This is a genomic window from Pseudomonas sp. CFBP 5748 (genome assembly GCF_053850495.1).
On record NZ_JBSPTN010000003.1, the window covers coordinates 329602 to 353506 of the forward strand.

Consider the following 23905-nt stretch of genomic DNA (forward strand, 5'->3'; position numbering starts at 1 on the left):
CATCCCCACCTACCCGGATTGCTCAAGTCTCAAGGCATCGGCCAGCGCGCAGAGCGCTGTGCCCAGGTCATTCGACCCGCTCAAGGCGTGGGTCAGGCGCATATGTTGCGCATACAACCCCTGGATACTGAACAGTTCTCCCGGGGCGATAACGATTCGCTGGGCCAGCAGCCGCTGAAAAACCCGCCGCAGGTCGACCGGGCGCGCCGGGCGCATCCAGATCGTTGCGCCACCTTCGGGCGCGACCCATTGCAGGCTGTCCCCTAGCCGCTCGCGCAGCAGTTGCGTTGTCGAGGCCGCGCTTTCGCGCAGCAATCGCCGCAAAACCAGCAGATGCTGATCGATCCGGCCGTTGCTGTACAAGCGGGCGATGGCCTTCTGGCGGATCGGCGACAACCGAAAGGCGCGCAGCAGGAAATGTCGCTGCAATTGCAAGGTCAACTGGCGCGACAATACATAGCCGTAGGGCGCCTCGGGGCCAATGGTTTTCTCGAACGATGAATAGACGATCAACCGATCCGGGTCGAGCAAATCGCGCAAAGGCGCAACCCCAGTCTCGAATGCCAGGTCGGTGTAGCTGTCGTTCTCCAACACCCACGTGCCGTGCAGCGCCAACAGGTGAGCCACGTCGTGGCGGTTGCGCTCAAGCATGAGCGTGCCCCTTGGCATGCTCAAGACCGAAGACAGCACCACCAGACGCACCGTTTCGCTGACCAGCAGTTGCTCCAGATGCTCGGTATCGATCACCCCGCCTGCCCGCAACGGCAGCTCGATGACCCGGATCTCGGCGGCCTGCAACAGGCGCAAGACGCTCCAGTCGCTGGGCGACTCGATCAATACCGTGGCGCCCTTCAGTGCCAGCACCGCGATGAGAATTTCCAGGACGCCGCGCAGATCGGCGCCAATATAGACGTCGTCGGCACTCCAGCAGCGGGCTGCAGATGAGGTGTAGCGGGCTGCCAGCGCTGCCCGCAGCTCCAACTCGCCCCAAGGTTGCGAGGGCGCCTGGGAGGAGCGCGGATACTGGCGCAGCAGCTCGCGCTCAAGCAGCAACAATGGGCTGTCCAGTGGCTGCATCGACGCTGGTTCATCCGCACTGAGCACCAGCATGCCCGGTCGCCGTGCATTGACGTACAGGGTCTCGAGCAAATCATCACCACCGTCCAGGTTGGCAACGCAGGGCACCGGCAGCGCGTAATAACCGGACTTGGCGATCGAGTAGACCCGACCTTCCTTTTCCAGCAACGAATAGGCGTACTGGATGGTAGAAATCGACACGTCCAGACGCTCGGCCAGTTGTCGCAGCGAAGGCAGGCGCACTCGCGCATCGGCCCCCAGTTCGTTGATCAAGGTCGTCAGGTATCGATAAACCGCCTGATAGGCGAAGTCTGTTTCCCGGCTGCCCTTCATAAGGCCGCCCCCAAGAAACCGGCCGTAACCGACCCTGTTGGAACACCGGTCACCACCGCCGGATACGGGCTGGTTGAATCCGCCAAACCTGGCTCCTCAGTGCCTTGCCGAACGTTCGCACAGACCATCGGCGCCCTGCCCGGCTTCTTCACTGTCTACGGCTTGCGAATCGATACCTGCTGCCGTGTCCTGCTCCGGCAGCGCAATGCTGGATCGGTACAGTTTGCCAAGCAGATCGATGGGCAGGCCGCTGACATCGATCATCCACTGCCCCACCTGATCAGCAATGGTCGCACCCTGCATGGCTTTGTGCAGGTCCGGCATCGCCACCAGCATGCCGGGGTGGCAGCACCGCAGGAAATGCTCCAGGCCCGCCCCTTGTTCCACGAACGGCGCGAACAACATACAGACCAATTGCGTTTCGCTGAGCCCCAGGTTTCTTTGCGCTTCGATGGCCGCCTGGGCACGGCGCTCGGGGATACTCGAAGGCGTGCCGAACAACTCCCGCGTATGCTGGCAGGCATGCTCCGGCAGTTGTTTGCGATGCATGACCATGATCGCCCGTTGCACGTAATCCCCATAACCCGCTTCGTAGCTGCGCCCTTGCAGGTAACAGGCCTGCAGGCCATGCAAATGCGCCGACAGGAGTGGGCTGACGTACTCGTTTTCGGGCGCCGAAGCGATGAAGCTGTCGGTCTGTACCCGCAGGAATTCGTTGAACAGCGGCCAGTTGCTATCTTCCGGACGGTCGACGATCAGGTCGTCGATACTGACATGCCCTACTCGCCGGCAAGCCTCGAAATGGCCCTCGGGCTTCCACGCGCCAAGGCGATCCTGGCCATGGAACTGCCGACAGAGATCGCCGCCCAGGGTATCGAGTTGGGCAAAAAGACTGTCGAAACCGCCATTGTTGTCGGTGGCCAGTCCGATTTTGCGGGCCGCCCGTCGAAGGCCCGACATGAATTGTCTTTGCTGACGCGGCGTATCGCTGCTGACCAACGAATCCACTCCCGATTCCCAGCGAGCCATGTGCCGATAAAACTCCGCCATCGCCAGGTAACTGTCGTCGCCCACCTCCAAGGGGCTGTCCGCCGAGCGAAGATGCCCCAACAGCAGCATGTCCATGCGGCAGGCTTCATGGCCGGCCACCGACAGCGATTGATTGTGATTGAACGGCAGCACCTCACGGTTATCCGCCATCAGCAGCTCGACCCGCGGATCGTCGTAGACAAACAGCGCGCTGTAGCAGTGATGGATGTTTTCCAGGGTCGACTGGGTGGTCTCGCTCAGGCGTGGGGTGGCGACACGCAAGTCGAAGGTCACCGGATGCCTGCCAGCGATGCTTAGTTGCGCGGCTCGCAAGGCCGTCAGCACGTAAAAACCATCCCGACTGCCGTTCTGGACCGTCAGCACGCGATAATCGCCAATCCGCTCGATTCCTCCGGCGGCGATAATTAAACGCTGGATCAAAAGCTGCAACGCGGTACGTTCTGCCCGGGAATAAAAACCCAACAGTCGTTGCAATACCTGTTGATACACGTGAGTCATTGCCTGCTCATGAATTGCACTCATAGCCATTTACCTGGAAATTCGAATATCGGCGTCGCACTCGCACCAACGCGACGGTACGACGTGTAGATCAGGATGAAGTGTTCTAGTACTGCAGAGAGTATTAGCAATACGCACAAGCTTTGCTTGTCGTAATTATTTGATACACACGTTGGGGGCTGGACCGCTCCATTTCTGAATCGCCCTGAAAGCCGCTAAACCATTGGCTTGCGCCGACCCAGCGGTACGTCCTAGGAGAATTCCGACAACGTCCCACAGACAATGAGTACGAGAAATAAAGAACAAGCCGAACTTCAACTTACCTCTTGCCTCGGCCTGTTTTCCCCATAGTCGATAGACAGCCTTATACCAAGTAATGCCCGAAGCACCTTGGACATACAGTGAAGGCTCGAAACCTTCGAAAAAGTTATACCGCGCCACGACTTCTTCCTTGAGATGGAAATCAGCGTTCAATTATCAGGACTTAAACAATGATTAGAAGATACAGATTAGGGACAAAAACCAGTTCAGATGTCGGCGGGCAAACGGATTCGGTTCGGCTTTGCTGCGAACAGCGCCAGCCCATTCCAGGGCTCGTTTGACGGGCACGAGCGCATCACCGTCTGGCGGGAGGCGTCATGCAAAAGAAAGGATGGCCGATCAGGCCGAGAGCAGCGCAAGAGCCGGACGATGACTCTTGCGCAAGACAGGCATCAGGCAGGATCGACTACCTGGAGGGCAACGCGTTCACGGCAAGGGCATTCGCCCATGTAGCGGTGAGCCTCGACAAACTCGGCGAATGGAAATACCCGAGTCTTGAGGGGCAGCAGCACGCGGTCGGCGGTCAGTTGATTGATATCACGCAGTGCCCGCTGCAAAGCCACCTGGTCCTGGACGATGCCCAGTTCCGGCTTGCCGGTGAAATTGCCGATGCAGTGCACAAAGAACTGAATGTTCTTCTGGAACGCCGCACAAGCCGGAAACGGTGTCTGGTTGCCGCCCTGCAGGCCATACAAGACCAGGCTGCCTCGCGGCGCCAACACATCGCCAAGCAGCGACATCTGCGGCCCGCCAAGGCCGTCGAACACCACGTCGACGCCACGGTTGTCAGTGAGCTTGTTGATTTGCATCAGCAAGTCCTGCTCTTCGGTGACGATGACTTTCTCAGCGCCCAGCGACAGCAAGTATTCACGCTCGTCAGCCGTCTTGGTGGCGGCAATCACCCGCACACCCAGGGCCTTGCCCAGTTGCACGAAGGAAGGGCCGGCGCAATGGCTGGCATCGGTCACCAGGGCAAACTGCCCGGGTTTGACCCGCGCCAGGTCCATGTAGGCGAAATATGCGATCAACAGCGGCGTGTAGTGCACCGCCGCTTCGATCGGACTGAGCACGTCGGGATAACGGGTCAGCGCGGTGCGCGGCAGCACGATGACTTCACCGTACACGGGATAATCGTTCGGGCTCTCGGCAGGAAAACTGGCGACCTTGTCGCCCACGGCCAGATCATCGACACCGTCGCCGACGGCAGTGACCACGCCGGCCATTTCATGGCCCAGGCCAGAAGGCAGGCGAGCCTGGGACGACGCCAGGTTCTGGCGCCACAAGGTGTCATACCAACTGATGCCGATCGCCTCGACACGGACCTGCACTTCTCCTGGAGCAGGAAGAGCCGCCGCATGCTCTTCGCATTTGAGCACCTCGGCACCGCCAAACTTGTGAAAACGGATCGTGCGGGACATCGCAAACCTCGTCAAAGTAACCTCTAATGCCATGAACTCTATCCGGGCTTTGTACCCAAGACCATCAGTGGCTATTAATAGTCGACATGCCTGTCATTGATTCCGCAGCAAGAAATCGGATCCGTTCTGTAGGAAAAAGCAATTAGCCGGTGCAGAGTACCAGCCTTTCCCCGTAAGATTCATGCCGGCCATTGTTCTCATATGGCCGCTGACGTCAAGCTTGCTGAACCTGCCAGGACCCCAGATGAATCGTAATGACCTGCGGCGTGTCGACCTGAACCTGTTGATCGTGTTCGAAACACTGATGCATGAACGCAGCGTGACCCGCGCGGCCGAGAAGCTGTTTCTCGGCCAGCCGGCCATCAGCGCCGCGTTGTCGCGCCTGCGCAGCCTGTTCGATGACCCGTTGTTCGTGCGCACCGGCCGCAGCATGGAGCCTTCGGCCCGGGCAGTCGAGATCTTCGCCCTGCTCTCCCCGGCCCTGGACTCGATTTCCACGGCGGTCAGCCGTGCGGCGGAATTCGACCCAGCCACCAGCACCTCGGTGTTCCGCATCGGCTTGTCGGACGACGCCGAGTTCGCCTTGCTGCCGATGCTGCTCAAGCGCCTGCGGGCCGAAGCCCCGGGCATCGTCCTGGTGGTGCGCCGGGTCAACTACATCCTGATGCCGGGCTTGCTGGCGTCCGGTGAGATCTCCATCGGTGTCAGCTACACCGAGGATCTGCCAGCCAACGCCAAGCGCAAAGTCTTGCGGCGCAGCATGCCCAAAGTGCTACGGGCCGACACGGCCCCAGGACGGCTGACCCTGGACGAATTCTGCGCTCGCCCCCATGCACTGGTGTCCTTCGCCGGTGACTTGAGCGGTTTTATCGACGAAGAACTGGGGAAGCTCGATCGCAAGCGCCATGTGGTCTTGGCCGTGCCGCAGTTCAATGGCTTGAGCACGCTGCTGGCGGGCACTGACATCATCGCCATCGTGCCCGACTACACCGCCGACGCCCTCACCGCCGCCGGTGGCGTACGCGCCGAAGACCCACCGCTCCCGGTGCGCAGTTTCGAGCTGCACATGGCTTGGCGCGGGTCCCAGGATAACGATCCGGGCGAGCGCTGGTTGCGTTCGCGGATTCAGATGTTCTTCGGGGATCCGGAAAGCCTGTAACAGAACTCCACCGAGTTTCGAAAAACGTTTAATACGACTGCACCGCAACGCGGTCCTATTTACACAGGTGTTGAGTGGCCTTGACAGCTTCAGTCATTGAAACAGTCATGGCGCACTCAACAACGGATTACGCTCTCGACCTCGCAAAATCCTAGGCTAGAGCTCTGATTTCTTCAGACTAAAACCTGTGTGGCATCACACTCTCCACTCCGCTTTAAGGCTCAAACCAATTCGGCTAAAGACGCCGGATTGAAGCCCTTCAGCTCCGCGTAATCGCCATTTTCCACTTTGGCGACCCAATCCTTGTCACTCAGCAGAACACGTCCTACGGCGATCAGATCAAACTCTTCGCGCTCCATACGCTCGACCAGGCGGTCCAAGCTTGCAGGGGCTGAGCCCTGGCCGGCGAAGGCGTTAGTGACATCGTTATCCAGCCCGACCGAGCCGACGCTAATGGTTGTGGCTCCAGTGACTTTCTTCGCCCAGCCCGCGCAGTTCAGCCCGTTCTCACCATCAATTTCGGGAAACTCAGGATCCCAGAAGCGTCGCTGCGAGCAATGCAGAACATCAACACCCGCCTCAACCAATGGCAGCAACCAGTCTTCCATCAGTGCTGGGGTCTCGGCGAGACGCACCCCAAAGTCCTGCTGCTTCCACTGGCTGACGCGCATGATGATAGGGAATTCGGGGCCGACCGCATGACGAACGGCAGACACAATCTCAGCGGCAAAGCGCGAGCGCTCTTTGATCGTCGGTCCGCCATAACGATCGATGCGCTGATTGGTGCCAGCCCAGAAGAACTGATCGATCAAATAACCATGTGCCCCATGGATCTCGACGGTGTCGAAACCCAGTCGTTTGGCATCCGCTGCTGCCTTGGCAAAAGCAGCAACCGCGTCTGCAATATCCTCTTCGCTCATTGCCACACCGCGCGGGACATTTGGCGAGTCGAGGCCAGATGGGCTTTCAACCGGCGCATCAGGCTCCCAGCCGCTGACGTCACGCACAGCACCGGTGTGCCAGAGTTGCGGCCCCATACGGCCACCCGCGTTGTGAACAGAATCAATCACGTTCTTCCATCCAGCCAGCGCTGCTTCACCGTGGAAAAAAGGAATGCCGGAACCGTTACGTGAAGCGGGTCGATCAACGACGGTCCCTTCTGACAAAATCAATCCGACCCGCCCCTCGGCCCGCCGCCGGTAGTAGGCAGCGCTCCCTTCACCGGGGATGCCCTCTGGCGAAAATTGCCTCGTCATCGGCGACATGACAATCCGGTTTTTCAGTTCAAGCGATCGGATGGAAAAAGGGCGGAATAGAATGCTGGTATCAGGGTTTGACATTGGATGGACTCCGTTTGCTTTTGGAAGCCATATAAGTATATTTTGTAAACCAGATGTCAATTAGGCACTTAGAGTCGCCTAGGTATACATGAGGAAACGTCGATGCTGGAATTAAAGCCGCAATGTTTTTCGTCGGAGTGCCCAAGCCGGGCGCTGTTCGACCAGATCGCAGATAAGTGGTCAATGATGGTACTGGCGGTGCTGGATGATGGCCCGCACCGCTTTAATGCCATCAAGCGCCGCCTGGAGGGCGTCACTCAGAAGGCACTGACACAGTGCTTGCGGCGGCTGGAACGAAATGGCCTCGTCTCGCGCAAGGTCATTTCGTTCTCGCCCGTGGCAGTGCAGTATGAGATCACCCAACTGGGTCGAACACTGCAGCAGCCATTTCGCGAATTGCATAAATGGACACTCGACAAATTGCCTGAGGTTGAAGCGGCCCGTTTGAAGTTTGACGAGACTGCTGAGGTAAACCTACAAATGCCACATTAAGTGCCTGTTTGACCCTAGGCTTACCTGCAACCGCCTGATGAAGTTAGTTGCTGTTCAAGCGATCGCAGAAGCCACGCTGCCAGGTATTGGGCGAGCGGAATTCGTCACAATAACGATATAGGGTAATTAATAAAGATCCGATTTTCATCAAATTCGTTGGTACTGAAGTCCCTGCGAATACTCGAGTTTCGCCATCTAACGCTGAGATTTTTCAGCGCGCCGGACTGCACCACGTAGGCCAGTTCCGATTCTCGGCCCCATTCTTTGCCATCGGTAATCGGACCTGTATGGACATCATCACCGCTGATATATCGGTTCATTAATGTCAGGCCCGGTACGCCGAGTACCACGAAGTTGCGCGGTCTCTGTCTGGATTAAGGTGATTGGGTCGCTTAATTAGTCGAGCCATCCACCATTCTCCCGTGCGTGCTTGATGTCTCTTGAGGGTGGGGCTCCGAAACGCCGGGCATATTCGCGACTGAATTGAGCGACGCTTTCATAGCCGACCCGCAACGCGGCGGTGTTCACGTCTACCCTCTCGGTCAACATCAGGCTGCGCGCGGCTTGCAGCCGTAGCGATTTTTGATACTGAATGGGGCTGGTACCTGTCAGCTTGCGAAAGCGGTGATGCAGGGTAGAGCTGGCCATGCCCGATCGTTCGGCGAGGTCGGCCACTTGCAACGGTTTATCGTAGTGATATTTGAGCCATTCAATGGCTCTCACGATGCCCTTGTCTCGGTAACCCTCGCGAGTGACACTGCGCAACAAATGCCCCGCTTCACTGAGCAGCAGCCTACCGTATATCTCCCGCTTGATAAGGCCCGACATCAAGCCTGCTTCAAGCGGCCGTTCGATCAGCGTGGCGAGTCGAACGAACGCATCGAGCATCTCACTCGTCGCCACACCGGATACGAAGCCCCGCGCCGCAGTAGTCATTTCCTGATTTGGCGGTTCCAGGGTCAGAATCACTTCATTGAGCATGGAAAAATCGAGCTTCAACACAACTGATAAATAAGGGGTTTGCTCGTTAGCCGCGGTAACGCGAGCCAGTGTGGGTATATCGACCGAAGTGACGAAAAACGCCCCTTGCTCAAACTCACAGGCTTGCTCGCCGAACGCGATCTCCTTCGCGCCCTGCACAATGATGGCCACGCAAGGCTCATAAATGCAGTACGTGGGCGTACCTAGCTCGGCTACTCGATAAAAGCTCAAGCCTGGAATCGACGTTGTGCAAGCCTCGTTCAACCCAATCTGCAGGGTGACTTTTTCAATAAGCCGTCTGAGTGCCTGGAGGCGTTCGTTGGGCTGAGCGGGTTCGTGCATGCCCAGGGAACGCACATGGCTGAAACGGAACTGCGAGGAGGAACCGCTCGTCATCACATGTGCCCCTATATAAGGAATGCTCGAGTTTGCTGAGAGTGCGTGACCAGCACAAGTGCATCGGCAGGATTGTGCAAAAGATATGGCGTATTAGGGTCACTCGGCTAACCCTCGTTGCTCTAACTTCTAGTACCAATTACCGGCTTCGATGAGCCCGAGAACCCTCAGTCGCGAAAGGAATGCTGGATGGACAGACGAGATTTTCTTACCTATTCGGCGGCTGGCGCTGTTGCAGCCGCTTTGCTGCCAGCATCGACTGTCGCAAGTTCGCTGGCTACAGCTCCAGCGCCCTCTTCGCTGACAGAACGCGGAAGCGTGATGCCTACGCAAGGGCGGCTCGTGCGCACAGACCTGCCCCTCAATTTGCCCTCGCTTGCCATGAGATACATGACGCCTCAACGCTTTGGTATGGGCGGGACGCAGATTGGCAATATCTTTGCGCCAATCAGCGACGAGCAGGCGGCTTTGGTTCTGCAAGCTGCTTGGGGTGCCGGTGTAAGGCTTTACGACACATCGCCGTTCTACGGGTTTGGCTTGAGTGAATATCGCCTAGGCCGCTTCCTGCACGACAAAAATCCAGACGATTATGTGGTCTCAACCAAGGTCGGCCGCGTATTGACGGCCGCTGGCGGCCGGCGTGCGGACCATGCCATCTGGAAGTCGCCGGCGCCCTTCAACTATCGATATGACTACACCGCAGCAGGCACGCGCCGCTCCGTGGAAGACAGCCTGCAGCGTCTGGGGTTACCCCGTATCGATATCGTCTTTATCCATGACCTCTCGCCAGATAACACTGAGCTGGAGGGCGGATGGGAAGCGGCGTATCAAATTGCGCGCACAGGGGCGATGGTTGAGCTTGAAAAGATGCGTAATGAAGGGCTCATCAAGGCATGGGGCTTCGGAGTCAATACACCGAACGCCGTGGTTCAGGCCCTGACCAGTAATGACCCGACGCCCGACATCGTGTTGCTTGCCTGCCAGTATTCCCTCCTCGACCACAGCGATGCGTTGCGCAACACCTTTCCGGCATTGAGAAGCAAGGGCACCAGTGTCGTGGTTGGAACACCCCTGAATGATGGATTTCTGGGAGGGCGCAGCCGATATAACTTCAGCCTGGATCTACCTGCCGGAGCGGTAGAAAAACGCGCGCGGATCATGACGGTTGCCAGCCGACATGGCATCGACATTCATACTGCCGCCCTGCAGTTCGCCGCGGCACATCCGCAAGTGTCCGCGATCATTCCGGGGGCACGTTCGCCGGGGCAGATAGTTTCCAATGTACAAGCGATGAAGGTCGGTATTCCGTCAGCCTTTTGGGAGGAGCTCAAGAGCCAGGGCTTGATCGATGCGCAAGCACCGGTTCCTTCCTGAATAGGGTCCACGCCCGTGCTACCAGCTGAATAAGAACACTAGCCTGAGGTCGTAACAAATGAAGATACGAACTTCTTTCATGATTTTCGGCGGCCTACTTGCGCTCTCCGGTAGCGGTCACTTACTCGCGGACACACTTGCGCTGAGCGTTCCCTTGCCTGACCCATTCCCACAGCTAAACGTTCTGACACTCCTTGTAGGTATACACCTGCTCGGTATGTGCTTCGGTCTCGGCGGGGCAACGATGCTGGACCTCTGGATTTTGCGGTGGATGCGCAGAGACGCACCTTTCACTTCATCAGCGACGCGGTCACTGCTGGACTATGCCTCCTGTGGCTTTCAGGCCTTGGTTTCCTGGCCCTTTACGCGATGGAGTCGCCGGAAAAGTTGGAAAATCCTAAACTCTGGGCCAAGGTGATTGTGGTGATCGTCCTGACCATCAATGGAATAATCATCCACGCGTTTGTGTTGCCAGCAGCCCTACGCGACTTGAGTCGTCCGCTGCTCTTTGGAGTCTCCCGCAGGAGAGCTGCCTTATTTCTCGCATCAGGTGCAGTTTCGGGTGTGTCTTGGTACACCGCTTTTGCCTTCGGCATTTTCCGTGAGTTGAACAATACTGTCACATTCCCCCTGTTGGTCATCATGTGGCTCACGCTGATAGTAGCCGCCTCTCTCGCAGCCATTCTGCTCTGGCTAAACTCTGTAGCAGGCGCAAGAAAACTTCCTTCGCTCAGCCCTCCCACTTAAGCGGAGCCTGGACCTGACGATTGTGTACGGGACAACCACATGGGTTACAAAAAAAGTGCATTCCCATAGGTGACACTTTGATTGAAACATAGCCGTCCTTTGCCTCCCTGGCGTTGACCTGACCTTGAGGGTATATAGCGGGAGGCCGGGGTTTTCTAGCCAACCGGGCTCAATTCGCTCAGGAAGTTGCAAGCCGACAGGCAGCGGGAATGTCCTATTGGCGGGCCAGTTCTTCAAAGTACGCCCGCAATGTGCGCGGCTCACGACCGAGGATCGTCCGCAGGGCCAGTGCGCTGCCGAGCAGACCCGCATGATCATAGTGCGCGAACATGCTGATCATGTCGCCCGGCGAGTCAGTGAGCATTGCGCGGTCGATCGTACCAACCCCGATATTTCGTCCAAGGACCTCACTCAGTATCGCTGCCACTTCGGAGCGAGACTGGATACCTGGCGCGCACAGTTCGAAGGTACCGTACGCCAGTCGATCCTCAGTCAACGCAATGGCCGCCACTTCGGCAACGTCGTGAAACGGATACTCCGCTGCGAACGAAATATCCTTTTCTGAAAATGTTTAAAGCTTGTGGCTACCCAGGGCCATGAACCGCTCCGGGGACACCTGGCGAAGTCGCGCGGCCAGGAACACGCCAGCCAGCAGGGCCGCGGGAATGATCGCGCAGAGTCCATATGACAAGGCCTTGCTCGCGCCCGTCAGCACATCGAAATGCACCACTGCGATAAACAGGACCGCCAACAGTGCAACGCAAGAGAATCCCGGAAAAATCCGTCCACGCCAGATCCCCAGCTTGAGCTCGGGGTGACGCTGGGCAAAGACCCATACCGCGGCGGAAGTGAGCGCCATCAGCAAGATCACGCAAAGCGTAGCCAGGTTGGACAGCCAGGCAAACAACTGCAGGATCGGATCGGCGTCCATGGCGGCGAAAATCAGCACGACTACGGCGGAGATCAAGCTCTGCAACACCGAGCCCATGTGCGGACTCTGGTGCACACGATGGGTGGTCCCCAGCCGGCTGTGCAGCAAACCGTCACGGCCGATCGCATAGAAGTAACGGGCCGCGGCATTGTGGAACGCCAACAGCCCGGCGTAGATACTGACCATGAACAGCACGCGGATGACCTGGGTCAGGTGCGGGCCGACAAAGTGATCGGACATGCCATAGATGAACGTCGTCGGGTCCTGCAAGGCCTGGAGCGTGGCGACGATTTTGTCCGCCCCTACGCCGATCACCATCGACCAGACCGACAGCGCGTAGAAACCACCGATCAGCAGCACCGAGCAGTAGGTTGCAATCGGGATCGTGCGTTGCGGGTTCTTGGCTTCTTCGCCGTAGATGGTGGTGGCCTCGAAGCCGATGAACGCGGCGAAGCAGAACAGCAAGCCGATTGAGGGAGTGCCGCTAAGTACGTGGCTGCGATCGAATGCGTCGAGATTGATGCCACTGTCACCGCCCGTCCTGAGAATGGCGAAGTCCAGGAGCAGGATTGCCAGGTATTCGGCGATCACGATGACCGACAACACCCGGGCGGACAGGTCGATCTTGCGATAGCCAAGGATCGCAATGCTGGCCATCGCCATCAGCGAATACGTCCACCAGGGCAACACCAGGCCGAACACACTCTCCATCGTGCCGCTGACCACGCCACCGAACATGCCATACAGCCCCACCTGGAGTATGTTGTAGGCAAACATCGCCAACACTCCCGCCGCCCCGCCAGCCAAACCACCCAGGCCACGAGAAGTGAATGCATAGAAACCACCGGCGTTGGTGACATGCCGGGACATGGTGGTGTAGCCCACCGAGAACGCCAGCAACACCAGCAGGGCCAGGATCAGCAAGGCCGGTGTACCGGCGCCGTTGCCCAGCATGATGCCTATGGGGAAGCCGCCGGCGATGACACTCAAGGGACTCGCCGCCGAAACCACGAAGAAGATGATGAAGCCGACACCCAGGGCCCCACGCTTGAGCTCCGTGGAGCTGTTGACCGGGAGAGATACACTCATGTTTTCTTGACCTTATTGTATGAGGCAGTCGCTGTAGGATCGATGCAGTCAACCGCTCACCGCCATCGAATAGCGTTGTCGTTCTCGTTGCACGCTGGATTCGATCCTATGCCTCTCCCTGAACGCTCCACTATCCCAAATCGGTAACCAGAGTCCGCTCCTCGAAAAAAACCGCAGGGCTGTCATCCGGCCCCCGCTATCACCTCATTGCAAGGCGATGCGCGCCGTCAGTTCCGACGCCGCGCCGGTCACCAGATCGCACAGGTAGCCCGGTTGAAACGCACGGAACCGCTCACTGCGTCCAACCAGGGTCATGCTGCCAAGGACGCGCTGCTTTTCGTCGAAGATCGGCGCCGCGACGCCACTGCGTCCCGGATGCAGCTCGCTTTCGCTCATACAGTAGCCCTGCTTGCGGATGGCAAGCAGGCTCTTGCTGAACGGCTTCCACGCCAAGCCCTGCTGCTGGGGTTCGGTTGGGTGCGCGTGAGCGTCATAGATGCGACGGATCTGGCGTGGCAGCAGATACGCCAATACGACCCGTGAAGTCGCGCTGTGGAGCAGATCGATCGGTCGTCCCCTGTCGCCACCAACCGGGCCGACATCGGAGCCCCGCTGGATCAGCACGTTGACCACTGAATCACCATGCCATTCGCTGACCAGCGCATCCAGGCCGGTATCGTCGACCAATTTATCGACCAGGTCCCGGCTGCACGCCAGCAAGGGATCGTACTTCGTCATCTGATGCTCCAGCGTGACGATTCGCGGGCCGAGTGCGTAGCCGCGCGGCAATCGCTTCAAGAAGCCGGCATCGCCGAGTTCGCGCAGATAGCGATAGGCGGTCGCGGGCGTGAAGCCGAGTTCCTGGCAAATGATCTCCACGTCAATGACCGGTTGTTCAGGGCGAAACAAGTCGAAGACCATGAGCAGGCGGCGAAGGCTATTCATCTTTTCTACATCCTTGTGCAGTCGACACCATGCTCGGTAGATGCTCAGGCACGCGCGCAATCGGCGATGGCCGCGCGGGCGGTATGGGAGGGCAATTCTGCGAACAGTTCCTGATACTCCGCCGCAAAATGACTGAGGTGATAGAAGCCCCATTGGGCCGCGACATCACCGATCGAGAGATGCGCGGCCCGGGTGGACATCAAGGTTCGGCGTACACCGTTGAGCCGCACGGAGCGCAAGTAATTGATGGGTGTCGTCTCGGCAACCGAGCGGAAGCTGTTCTGCACGGTACGTCGACTCACCTGGAGTCGCTGGCACAACTCGTCCACGCTGGGCACGTTGTTCAATTCCGCGGTCGCCAGGCGATGGCACTTCTCGACAATAAAGCTGCGTGTGGAGCTTGGAAGACGCTGCTGCTTGTCGCAGGCCGGGTCGGTCATCAGTTGCAGCAACTCGCCGAGCATGGCCTGTTCCAGTTCCAGCTCCCGATCTTGCGTATTGCCAAGATCTTCGTTCGAGAGCGCCTGGGAGAATACGGCCAGCATTCGACGTCGAGCGTCTGCATAGCGTTGCGTGGAGACCCTGATCACCGGCTGACGCAGCAACTGGCTGATTTCCCTGGCCGATGCTGTTTGTGCCAGCGCCTGCTCGAACAGTTCACGTTCGAAGGTAATGGCCAGCAGCTCCATGCCCACCGGCATGTGAAACATGAACTCCTCGCCACCGTGAAGAAAGAACAGGCTGCTGTCGTCCACTTCCCGCCCCTGCATCCGAATCGAACCCGGGACGGTGATGGGCACGGCAAAGCACATCTTGCCTCGGGGGGCCACGCCATGCTGCACCACGCGTTGGTTGATCTGCTCGCGGAATATGTGGCAACGCGCCGTCGTCAACTGTATGAGCGAACTCTCGATCGAGCCAGCGGTTAACTGGCTGTAGTCCTGATTCCACTCCTGGACGGTAGCGGCGTGGACATGGATGTCACGAAAGTGGCTGATGTTCTGAATTTTCATGATGACGAAAGCCTCGGCCAATATTCTTCTTTTTAGGTTGCCTTCCTTGGCGATATTCTCACATTAAGAGAATTCTGCAAATTTCTTTGTGCAAGGGGTCATTCTTCGAAACAAGCGTTCGAGGCGACCCTCCCAATGTGCCGATTCGGGCTACCGGCCAGACAGACGCGACGGGGATGATCGAGACACTGAAAACCGACATCCTGAGAGACCGTCATGAGTGAAACCAAGCTTGAATCCCTCCACTTCGCGGATGCCCCGCGGATCACTTCCACCATTCCTGGCCCCAAGACCACCGAGGCCCTGGCGTTGTCGGCGCGTACCGAGTCGATGGCCCGCGGCGGCGGACGCATGCCCGTGGCCATGGACCGGGCTTTCGGCGCGACCTTCAAGGACGCTGATGGCAACACCTATATCGATTTGTCCGCAGGCGTGGGCGTCAGCAGCGTAGGTCGCTGCCACCCGAAAGTGGTGCAGGCCATCCGCGAACAGTCCGAAGTGCTGATGCACGCCCTGGAAGTCAACAGCACCCGGCGCACCGAACTGGCCGCCAAACTCTCCGAGATCGCACCCGACGGCTTGCGCGGCGATTGCATTACGTTCTTCACGCAAAGCGGCAGCGATGCGCTGGAAGCCGCGATCAAATTCGCCAAACGCGTTACCGGACGGCACCAGATCATCGCCTTCCATGGCGGCTACCACGGCGTGTGGAACGCCTCCGGTGCGCTGACGACCGGTACGGCCTACCGCAAGGGTTACGGCGCCCAGATGGGTGGCGTCATTCACGCCCCCTACCCTTATGCCTACCGCTTCCCCTTCGACACCACGCACAAAAGCGCCGAACAGATCGCCGGCGACTACGTGGATTACCTGCTGAATACCCCTTACACCGCCGCCGATGACGTGGCCGCCGTGATCGTGGAGCCGGTACAGGGTGAAGGCGGCTACGTGCCTCCCTCGCCAGAGTTCCTGCAACTGCTGCGCAAGGCCTGCGACCGCAGCGGCGCGTTGTTGATCGTCGATGAAGTGCAATCCGGGGCGGGACGTACCGGCAAGATGTGGGCGGTCGAGCATTCGGGTGTAAAACCCGACATGCTTACCTTCGGCAAAGGTATCGGCAGCGACCTGCCGATGGCGGGCCTGATCATGCGCTCGGACCTGGCGGCGGCGATTCCTGACGGTTCGATGCCCAATACCTTCGCCGCCAACTCGTTGTCTGCGGCAGTGGCGCTGACCAACATCAGCATCCTGCAGGACCCTGAGCTCGATCTGCTCAATCGCGCTCACACGCTGGGCCTGGAAGCCCAGGAGCGTATCCGTGGCTTCAAGAGCCCCTTCGTCGGCGAGGTTCGCGGGCGTGGCCTGATGATCGGTATCGAGCTGGTCGAAGACCCGGTCACCAAAGCACCGCTGGAGGGTGCCAAGATCGGTCAACTCATGGGTTACCTGCTGAACCACGGCGTGCTGATGATTCCCTGCGGTCGCTACAGCAACGTGATGCGCGTCATGCCCTCGCTGACGATCACACGCTCGCTGTTTTTCAAGGCGCTGGACATCTTTGGCGACGCCCTGGCCTCCCTCGAAGCATGAGGCGCGCAACCCCCGATCACTCACATTACGCAGGGCCCCTAACATGACTCAGCACCTGAATCACTTCATCCAAGGAGCGTCCTTCGAGGCCTCCGACGGTGGGCGCATAACCCTCATCAACCCCGTGACAGAACAGGTGTACGGCAGCTCCGCACGCGGCACGAGCGCGGATGTGGACCGCGCCGTGGAGGCAGCGCGCAGCCAACTCGAGGGTGGCGCCTGGAGCCAGCTCGACGGTGCCCAGCGCGGTCGACTGCTGTCGAAGCTGGCTGACCTGGTGGAACGCGACACCGAGTTGCTGGCCGATCTGGACGCCAACGCCATCGGTCGCTCCCCGATCGAGCCACGCCGGATGGACCTGCCCAACGCGATCGCCAACCTGCGCGCCGCCGCCGGCTGGGCCAACCAACTGGAGGGGCGCACCATTCCCACCGGTGGCTACTTCGGCAGCAAGACCCTCTCGTACACAGTGCGCGAGCCGGTGGGCGTGGTTGGTGCCATCGTGCCCTGGAATTCGCCGCTGATGATCACGGTCTGGAAGCTCGCCGCTTTGCTGGCGGCAGGCTGCACCGTGGTCATCAAGCCTTCGGAAGAAACCCCGCAGTCGGCGCTGCACCTGGCGGCGCTGGCCCAGGAAGCGGGTTTCCCTGATGGTGTGATCAACGTGGTTACCGGCTACGGTGCACAGGTGGGTCGCGCCTTGTGCGAACACCCGCACGTGGCCAAGATCAGTTTCACCGGCAGCCCCGAGGCCGGACGCGAGATCCAGCGCACCGCCGGCGTGCTGTTCAAGCGTGTGGCACTGGAGCTGGGCGGCAAGAGCCCACAGATTGTCTTTGACGACGCGTCCTTCGACGACGCGTTGCGCGGCTGCGCGCTTGGCTTGTTCGTCAACCAGGGCCAGGTCTGTGCCGCTGGCTCGCGTATCCTGGTGCAGCGCAGCATCGCCGATCGCTTCGCCGCAGCGCTTGCCGATGCCGCCCGAGCAGTCAAGGTGGGCGATCCTCGACAGCCCGACGTGCAGATGGGGCCAGTGGCCAAGAAAGCACAGTTCGAGCGGGTCAACCGTTACATCCAGCTGGGCATCGAACAAGGCGCCTCCCTGCTGGCCGGCGGCGTATCGAACCCCGAGCAGGGCTGGTTTGTGCAGCCGACCATCTTCGCCAACGCCCGCAATGACATGGCGATCGCCCGAGACGAGATCTTCGGCCCCGTTGGCACGGTGATCACGTTCGACAGCGAAGATGAGGCGATCGCAATGGCCAACGATTCCACCTACGGCCTGGCGGCCACGATCTGGACGAGCGATCTGGTGCGAGCGCACCGCGTCGCCGCGGCGGTAAAGGCCGGTGCCGTGGGCATCAACTGCTGGAGCCCGCTGGATGCCAACCTGCCCTGGGGCGGCGTCAAGTGCAGTGGCATTGGCCGTGAAGGCGGGTTCAGCGGCGCGTTGGCCTATACCGAAGAAAAGGTCATCACCGTGCTGCTGCCTAACTGAGAACAAAAAAAACCGCACTGACCGGACCACCCTCCAAGCCCCTGTGTCGTAGAGGGTGGCCGTTCAAATGTGCATTGCGATGCCTTGATGATCGATGGAGAGACTGCGATGAATCCGGTAAATCAAACAACAATTGATCGGTATCCTACGTCCCTGCGTATGTTGCACTGGGTGCGCGCCGTGCTCATCGCCGGCCTCCTCTGGGCTGGCTGGCATATGACCGGGATGAATGATGAAGTGGCAAGCAAATACGAACTCTATTACCCGTGGCACAAATCCTTTGGGGTGTTGATGCTGTTGGTGGTTCTGGTCCAGATCGCCCTGCGCTGGCGCACCCCCAAGCTTCCACAACCCCTGGAAACACTGGCTGGACATGAGCGGTTTTTGTCACAGCTTGTGCAGCGTGCCATGTACGTGCTTATCGTGATTGTGCCGTTGATGGGTTACTCGATGTCGAGTACCTACACGATGAGCGACGGGGTATTCTTTTTTGGGGTGAACCTGCCGGAGCTGCTACCGAAAAATGACGACTGGTTCGTCGTCTTCCAGTGGCTGCACAAAGTACTCGCCTATACCCTGCTCGGCCTGATCGTGCTGCATGTCGCCGGCGCCCTCAAGCACCGGTTCTTCGACCCGGACCCTCGCAACGACGTCCTGCGCCGCATGCTGTGACCGTCCCGCCTTAATCACCTCTCCCGCCGGAAAGCGCCACCGCTGGTGGCGCCTGCGCATCTAACTCTCTGCAACAGATGCCGCCAGCGGCGACTCAGATCAGAACGTCACCCACACGATGAACTGCAAGTAAGTGTTGGTTGATGCGCTCCCGCTCTGCAAACCACCGTCCCCGAGCCACTTCCTTGGCTTGTAGAAACCCACCAGCGGCGACAGCGTGACGTTGTCCGTCACCATCCAGTCCAGATACAGGTCGACCTCACGGGCACTGAAGTCTTGAGTGTCCCGGTCGGAGAGTTGGTTATAGTGGAAGTACATCGCGTTGAGTGTCAGTTTGTCGGTCGGCTGAACCGAGAACAGCACATCGTTGATTTGCATGTTCGAGGTCACTGAACCGGCATAGTTCGCGGCGACTTCACCTTGGTATCGTTTGCGGAAACCGCCCTGGAACAGGAAGTCCCAGCCTTCGGAATAACGCGAATAACGGTAACTTACCGCCGGTTGCCATTTGACGTCGGCAAAGGTGTAGCCCGCGTCGAAGAACATCGCCCGTTGCGACCCCGAACGTTTTTCCTGGCGCGCCACCTCGAATGCAAAATCAGCGTTCTCGATGCCGGCATTGCCCTGGCCACGGATGCTGTAGATATCCATGCCCTTGCGCTCACTCCGATCGGCGAAGGTATATCGCTCGTTGACATCCAGCCCGTGCACATAGGTCGAACCAATCGAGCCGATGGACGTCGTGTAGTCGATGGTGGCAGCCGCCACTTCGGTCTCCGACTGTCCTGGATTGTCCGACTTCAACCACATCAGGCTGCCGTGAAGCCCCTGCGTACCGCCCAGCTTTAGAACGGCCGTATTGCCGAAGGCCAATCGCGGCCCCAGGTAAAAGGCGCCGCCGCGATTGAACCGACCGTCCGCGACACCAGGGATGGGGCTGAAGGCCTTGCCGGGTGCGAACCCATCGTCGGTGATCAGGAAACCGTCCACCGTCACGATCTGCCGACCAAAAGAGAAATCAACGCCATCCGTACCCAGGGCGGGAATCAGATCACCTGACTTCCAACCCAGATAGGCATCTTCTACCGCCGTTCTTCTTTCATTCCCGGCAGTGATCGCTCCCGCGTCCCCGTCGCCCCATGAGCCCGTACTGATCAGGCTGAACCCGCCGTAGATCGAGCCGGGACCGATCTTGTCCGTCGTGCCGTTTACACCGTACTTGGCGAAGCCTTCCTGCCATCGCATCCTGCCGGGCTCCTCCTGCGGGTTGGCGAGGTAATTCTTTTCACTGCCGAACCAACCAAACCCCGCCCAGAGGTCGGCATTCAGGACAGTTGCACCATCGTCTTCGTTGTAGAGCTCGTAGGCCTGTGCCTGCGGCTCCAATGTGCAGAGTGCAACCAACGAAAGTAATGGGGCGTAGTGGGGGGTGCGCATGACGTCTCTCCTGTTTTTATATTTATGAGGCGAGTCATGAGTGTTCCGACTCGGGCTGCCCATGCGGTAGCCCAAATCAGCATGTGGACATGGGTTGCCCCTCCATTCCCTTGGTCCCATCGCTGCCCACTGAAAACCTGTCCTGGGATTTGAACGGTTGCCGTTTTGGGCTACGGCCTGCGCAGGTGTCCCCCCTATGCTGGGGCCATAAGAACGCATAAGAACGAGGCATCCGTCATGATCCCATCCCCGCTGTTACGTCAGGGGCTTTGCCTGCTGACCATCGTCGCTTGCAGTGCCCTACCGTCCCTGGCCACCGCCCACCATTCATTCGCGCTTTTCGACCAGACCAAGACGGTCACGGTCCAGGGCGTGGTCGAGCGCTTCGCCTGGACCAATCCGCACATCACGATCTACCTCGATACGCCCGGCCCGCCCTCCCAGCGCTTCAAGATCGAGACCGGCAGTGTCAACGCGCTGCAACGCGCGGGCTGGAGCGCTGACTCGATCAAGGCCGGCGAGAGCGCCGAGGTGTCCTTCAGGCCGCTGAAGAACGGTGACCCGGGAGGACTGCTCGTGGAGATCAAGATCGGTGACGTCGTGCTCACGGGCGGCGGTTAGGCGAAGTCCTTCCCTCCCCCGCTTCATGACCATCGAACTTAACCGAACCAAACAGGCCAGCAGCGTGGAGACGTTTCAATGAAACCGACACGAACCTTGAGCGCAGCAACGATCTTCCTCGGCATCGTCCTCGTGACCGTCGCCGGGATGTGCAACGCGGCAGCGTCGAAGACCCAGCACGACAAGCGCCCGGACATCAGCGGCACCTGGGAAAGGACTCCGGATGACTGGTTCGGAGAGAACCCGGACGAGCCGGTGCACCCGGGCGGACCGATGGACCTGAAGGAACCCTATGCCAGCCAATACGCCGAGTTGAAGAAAAAACAGGCCGTCGCGAACGAAGCCGGGACGCCGCTGGCCACGACGAGCTCCAGATGCCTGCCCGAGGGCATGCCAACGTTGATGGCGGCGCTCTTCCCGATCCAGATCATTCACGACGACAAGCAAGTGGTTGTCCTTGGCGAATACCTCCAGCAGGTACGCCGGATTCTCTTGAACGAGGCAATGCCGCCAAAAGAGAAGCTCGACCCCAAGTACCAGGGCCATTCGCGCGGCCACTGGGAAGGCGACACGCTCGTCGTGGAGACACAACGTGTGCGAACGGACGTGACGTTCTATGACGTTCCCCATGGTGCGGACATGAAGATCACCGAACGCATCAGGCTGCGGGGGCCGGACCACTTGGAGAACCAGGTGGTGATCGAGGACCCGCAGGTGCTCAACACCCCTTATCGCTTCACGTTCGAGTACAAGCGCTCCAACTACGCCATTCAAGAGTATGTCTGCGAGAACAACCAGATCGTGATCGACAGCGAGGGCAAGGCGTCCCTCAGCCGTGAGTGAAGCCCTATCAATGACCCCTTGGAGGTGACCGGATGGAACGACCGATGACCATCAGCATCCTGCGGCCAACGCTACAAGGCGCCCTGCTGTCGCTGATGCTGACCTCGAACACCTTCGCCGAGGTGCCCCGCATGCCCACGGTCATTGCCGTGCCGCCCTCCAGCGTACTGCCGCTGTCGTCGGCGAAGCGACCGGGCACCGAACACAGCGACCTCGACATGTACGACTACATCGAAGAGGAGTTTTACCTGCAAGGCGTCGCCCCGGCCATTACCGCCGCGGGCAAAACCCTACTCGAGGCGCCCTATACCACGCGCATTCTGGTGCGCAAGCCGGCAGACCCCGCGCACTTCAATGGCACGGTGGTAATCGAGCCATTCAGTTGGTTTGGCGAGCGCGGCGCGGGATGGATCCTGACCCGTGATTACTTGCTGCGGCGTGGCTACGCGTACATCGGCTACACGCTGAACATGAACAAGCCGACTGTCGATCCCAAATTCATCTCGGACACCCCGGCTGCCGAGGCCGAGCAGGTCGCCCAATACGGACGGATCGTGAACTTCGAATTCATGCGCCGCTTCGACTACGCACGCTATGCGCCGTTGGGCACCTATTACGATCCGGAGCGTTTCACTCGCGGTGCCGGTCCCGATCCGTTCGTTCCACAATCCCAGGGCATTGGCGCGCAACTGGCGCTGCTGCTCAAGACCAATGCGGCGCAAGGCCCGTTGGCAGGCCTCGACGTGAAGCGAGTCTACGTCAATAGCTGGGCCGTGACCGCGCAAGTCTGGATGGACTACCTCGACCAGGGCCGGCACCAGCAATGGCGCATGCCCGACGCAAGCCCCTTGATCGATGCCTACATGACGGGGCGCATGGCCTATGGCGAGGTGGGCGGCGACGTCATCCGGCTGCCGCGGCAGATGCCCGACGGCGCGCCGTTCGTGACCGTCTACAGCCAGTCCGAACTGATGCACGACGTGATCGAAGGCATCGACCTGCCGCCGGATACCGACAGCCCGCAGCTTCGCTACTACGAAGTGACCGGCATACCGCATCTGCGGCTGGCCGACCTCGGTACGGAGCATACCGAACTGTTAGCTGCCGACATCGGCAAGGGCGACGACCCACGGTGCCGGACGCTGTACGACGAACCGGTGGAGCTGGTCGTCTCGGCGCTCCTCGATGGCATGGACCAATGGGTGCGCGAGGGCAAAGCCATGCCGAAGGCGCCGCGAGTCCTGCGCGAAGGCAAGGCCGTCGCACGCGACCCCGCCACCGGCAACCTGCAAGGAGGCGTGCGCCCGCCGTGGATCCAGGTGCCCAGCGCGACCTACCTCACGGACCAGGAGACCGGTTGCGGCCTGATCTACGACACCAAAGTGCCCTATTCCAAGGAAGTGCTTGGTCAGCGCTACGGCAGTTTCAGCCACTACGAACAGGCATTCGAAGAGGCCAAGGGCCTCTCGATCAGGCAGGGCTATCTCCTCCCGGAGGATGCCAAGGGCCTGCGTCCGATCGCAAAACCCCAAGACTTCTAACCCCATGCGGAAGCAAAGCAAATGTCATCAGAACTCATCATCGCCTGGATCTACGCATCACCGTTGAGCACTGCCATCAGGGACCTGTCCTGGGTCGTGCCCACCATCCAGAGCGTTCATATCATTGCCATCGCGGTGATCTTCGGCGCCGCCGTGATCTCTGACCTGCGGCTGGCCGGCATGCTCGCCACGGACGAACCCTTGCGCGGCGTCATTCGCCGTTACTACCCATGGATGCGCGCCGCACTCATCGTCCTGCTCCTCACCGGGTTGGTGATGATCATCGGCGAGCCAGACCGCGTACTGGTCAACACGACGTTCTGGCTGAAGATGTTCCTGGTCGTTGCCGTGTTCACCCTGGCCTGGACAATTCGACGTCCATTGTTGCGCCCCGCTGCTCAGGCTCAAGGCGATAACGAGAAGCCTCCCATCAAGGCGCTGGCCTGGCTGTCGATCGCCCTGTGGTGCGGCGTGATCTTCTGTGGTCGCTGGATTGCTTACTGATCCCAGCGTGTTCAACGAACGTTTTCTCAGGTATT

21 protein-coding genes and 1 pseudogene are annotated in these 23905 nt (G+C 59.5%); 11 read left to right on the plus strand and 11 right to left on the minus strand.

Annotation, left to right across the window (positions count from 1 at the left end):
* Positions 1 to 9: 9 nt before the first annotated feature.
* From ACWNZ1_RS08980 to ACWNZ1_RS08990, 3 genes are all read right to left on the minus strand, one after another.
* Positions 10 to 1410, minus strand: coding sequence for an aminotransferase-like domain-containing protein (locus tag ACWNZ1_RS08980; protein ID WP_135845545.1), 1401 nt, complete (start codon positions 1408 to 1410; stop codon positions 10 to 12).
* Positions 1411 to 1506: 96 nt separating this feature from the next.
* Entirely contained in the window at positions 1507 to 2982 is a 1476-nt protein-coding gene (locus tag ACWNZ1_RS08985) for a hypothetical protein (protein ID WP_265072063.1), read from the minus strand.
* 689 nt (positions 2983 to 3671) lie between these two features.
* The gene (locus ACWNZ1_RS08990) at positions 3672 to 4697 is read right to left on the minus strand and encodes a zinc-dependent alcohol dehydrogenase family protein (protein ID WP_135845548.1); all 1026 of its coding nucleotides are present in this window, start codon (positions 4695 to 4697) and stop codon (positions 3672 to 3674) included.
* A 244-nt stretch (positions 4698 to 4941) separates the two neighbouring features.
* On the opposite strand from ACWNZ1_RS08990, the gene ACWNZ1_RS08995 reads away from it, so the two are divergent.
* On the plus strand, positions 4942 to 5856 hold the full coding sequence (locus tag ACWNZ1_RS08995) for a LysR family transcriptional regulator (RefSeq protein WP_135845549.1): 915 nt from the start codon (positions 4942 to 4944) through the stop codon (positions 5854 to 5856).
* A 221-nt stretch (positions 5857 to 6077) separates the two neighbouring features.
* Here the strand turns inward: ACWNZ1_RS08995 and ACWNZ1_RS09000 are convergent, their stop codons facing one another.
* Entirely contained in the window at positions 6078 to 7196 is a 1119-nt protein-coding gene (locus tag ACWNZ1_RS09000; protein WP_456027567.1) for an NADH:flavin oxidoreductase, read from the minus strand.
* Between the two features lie 102 nt (positions 7197 to 7298).
* On the opposite strand from ACWNZ1_RS09000, the gene ACWNZ1_RS09005 reads away from it, so the two are divergent.
* Positions 7299 to 7688 carry a winged helix-turn-helix transcriptional regulator gene (locus ACWNZ1_RS09005; protein ID WP_135845578.1) on the plus strand — a complete coding sequence of 130 codons (390 nt, stop codon included), beginning with the start codon at positions 7299 to 7301 and terminating at the stop codon, positions 7686 to 7688.
* A 104-nt stretch (positions 7689 to 7792) separates the two neighbouring features.
* On the opposite strand, the pseudogene ACWNZ1_RS09010 reads toward ACWNZ1_RS09005, so the two are convergent.
* Both ACWNZ1_RS09010 and ACWNZ1_RS09015 read right to left on the minus strand, forming a co-directional pair.
* A pseudogene (locus tag ACWNZ1_RS09010) lies at positions 7793 to 8044 on the minus strand (OprD family outer membrane porin); the annotation flags it as partial.
* A 40-nt stretch (positions 8045 to 8084) separates the two neighbouring features.
* Positions 8085 to 9065 (minus strand): AraC family transcriptional regulator, encoded by a 981-nt coding sequence (locus ACWNZ1_RS09015; protein WP_280944019.1) that lies wholly within the window; start codon positions 9063 to 9065, stop codon positions 8085 to 8087.
* A 189-nt stretch (positions 9066 to 9254) separates the two neighbouring features.
* Between ACWNZ1_RS09015 and ACWNZ1_RS09020 the strand changes: the two genes are divergently transcribed.
* Together ACWNZ1_RS09020 and ACWNZ1_RS09025 are read left to right on the plus strand one after the other, a co-directional pair.
* Positions 9255 to 10439, plus strand: a complete 1185-nt coding sequence (locus ACWNZ1_RS09020) for an aldo/keto reductase (RefSeq protein WP_256452923.1) — start codon at positions 9255 to 9257, stop codon at positions 10437 to 10439.
* A 267-nt stretch (positions 10440 to 10706) separates the two neighbouring features.
* Positions 10707 to 11186: a hypothetical protein gene (locus ACWNZ1_RS09025; RefSeq protein ID WP_456027568.1), complete on the plus strand. Its 480-nt coding sequence runs from the start codon at positions 10707 to 10709 to the stop codon at positions 11184 to 11186.
* Between the two features lie 214 nt (positions 11187 to 11400).
* Here the strand turns inward: ACWNZ1_RS09025 and ACWNZ1_RS09030 are convergent, their stop codons facing one another.
* The 4 genes from ACWNZ1_RS09030 to ACWNZ1_RS09045 all read right to left on the minus strand — a co-directional run bounded on the left by ACWNZ1_RS09030 (position 11401) and on the right by ACWNZ1_RS09045 (position 15164).
* Positions 11401 to 11550, minus strand: coding sequence for a hypothetical protein (locus ACWNZ1_RS09030; RefSeq protein ID WP_256452925.1), 150 nt, complete (start codon positions 11548 to 11550; stop codon positions 11401 to 11403).
* Between the two features lie 207 nt (positions 11551 to 11757).
* Positions 11758 to 13206, minus strand: a complete 1449-nt coding sequence (locus ACWNZ1_RS09035; protein ID WP_456027569.1) for an APC family permease — start codon at positions 13204 to 13206, stop codon at positions 11758 to 11760.
* A gap of 204 nt (positions 13207 to 13410) precedes the next feature.
* Complete coding sequence (locus tag ACWNZ1_RS09040; protein WP_135845581.1) at positions 13411 to 14151, minus strand: IclR family transcriptional regulator; 741 nt, start codon at positions 14149 to 14151, stop codon at positions 13411 to 13413.
* A 44-nt stretch (positions 14152 to 14195) separates the two neighbouring features.
* Positions 14196 to 15164: a helix-turn-helix domain-containing protein gene (locus ACWNZ1_RS09045; RefSeq protein ID WP_135845582.1), complete on the minus strand. Its 969-nt coding sequence runs from the start codon at positions 15162 to 15164 to the stop codon at positions 14196 to 14198.
* A 216-nt stretch (positions 15165 to 15380) separates the two neighbouring features.
* Here ACWNZ1_RS09045 and ACWNZ1_RS09050 point away from each other — a divergent pair, with 216 nt between their 5' ends.
* The 3 genes from ACWNZ1_RS09050 to ACWNZ1_RS09060 all read left to right on the plus strand — a co-directional run bounded on the left by ACWNZ1_RS09050 (position 15381) and on the right by ACWNZ1_RS09060 (position 18924).
* Entirely contained in the window at positions 15381 to 16754 is a 1374-nt protein-coding gene (locus ACWNZ1_RS09050) for an aspartate aminotransferase family protein (RefSeq protein ID WP_135845583.1), read from the plus strand.
* Positions 16755 to 16797: 43 nt separating this feature from the next.
* Positions 16798 to 18252 carry an aldehyde dehydrogenase family protein gene (locus ACWNZ1_RS09055; protein ID WP_456027570.1) on the plus strand — a complete coding sequence of 485 codons (1455 nt, stop codon included), beginning with the start codon at positions 16798 to 16800 and terminating at the stop codon, positions 18250 to 18252.
* Positions 18253 to 18360: 108 nt separating this feature from the next.
* Positions 18361 to 18924, plus strand: a complete 564-nt coding sequence (locus tag ACWNZ1_RS09060; protein ID WP_135845585.1) for a cytochrome b — start codon at positions 18361 to 18363, stop codon at positions 18922 to 18924.
* 99 nt (positions 18925 to 19023) lie between these two features.
* Here ACWNZ1_RS09060 and ACWNZ1_RS09065 read toward each other — a convergent pair whose 3' ends face one another.
* On the minus strand, positions 19024 to 20361 hold the full coding sequence (locus ACWNZ1_RS09065) for an alginate export family protein (RefSeq protein ID WP_265072068.1): 1338 nt from the start codon (positions 20359 to 20361) through the stop codon (positions 19024 to 19026).
* Positions 20362 to 20598: 237 nt separating this feature from the next.
* Between ACWNZ1_RS09065 and ACWNZ1_RS09070 the strand changes: the two genes are divergently transcribed.
* The 4 genes from ACWNZ1_RS09070 (at position 20599) to ACWNZ1_RS09085 (ending at position 23870) form a co-directional block, all read left to right on the plus strand.
* Positions 20599 to 20982 (plus strand): DUF6152 family protein, encoded by a 384-nt coding sequence (locus ACWNZ1_RS09070; protein ID WP_280944022.1) that lies wholly within the window; start codon positions 20599 to 20601, stop codon positions 20980 to 20982.
* A gap of 78 nt (positions 20983 to 21060) precedes the next feature.
* Positions 21061 to 21825 (plus strand): hypothetical protein, encoded by a 765-nt coding sequence (locus ACWNZ1_RS09075; RefSeq protein WP_256452929.1) that lies wholly within the window; start codon positions 21061 to 21063, stop codon positions 21823 to 21825.
* Positions 21826 to 21869: 44 nt separating this feature from the next.
* A complete protein-coding gene (locus tag ACWNZ1_RS09080; RefSeq protein WP_256452930.1) occupies positions 21870 to 23366 on the plus strand; it encodes an alpha/beta hydrolase domain-containing protein in 1497 nt (498 codons plus the stop codon).
* A 21-nt stretch (positions 23367 to 23387) separates the two neighbouring features.
* Positions 23388 to 23870: a DUF6644 family protein gene (locus ACWNZ1_RS09085; protein ID WP_135845590.1), complete on the plus strand. Its 483-nt coding sequence runs from the start codon at positions 23388 to 23390 to the stop codon at positions 23868 to 23870.
* Positions 23871 to 23905: the final 35 nt, after the last annotated feature.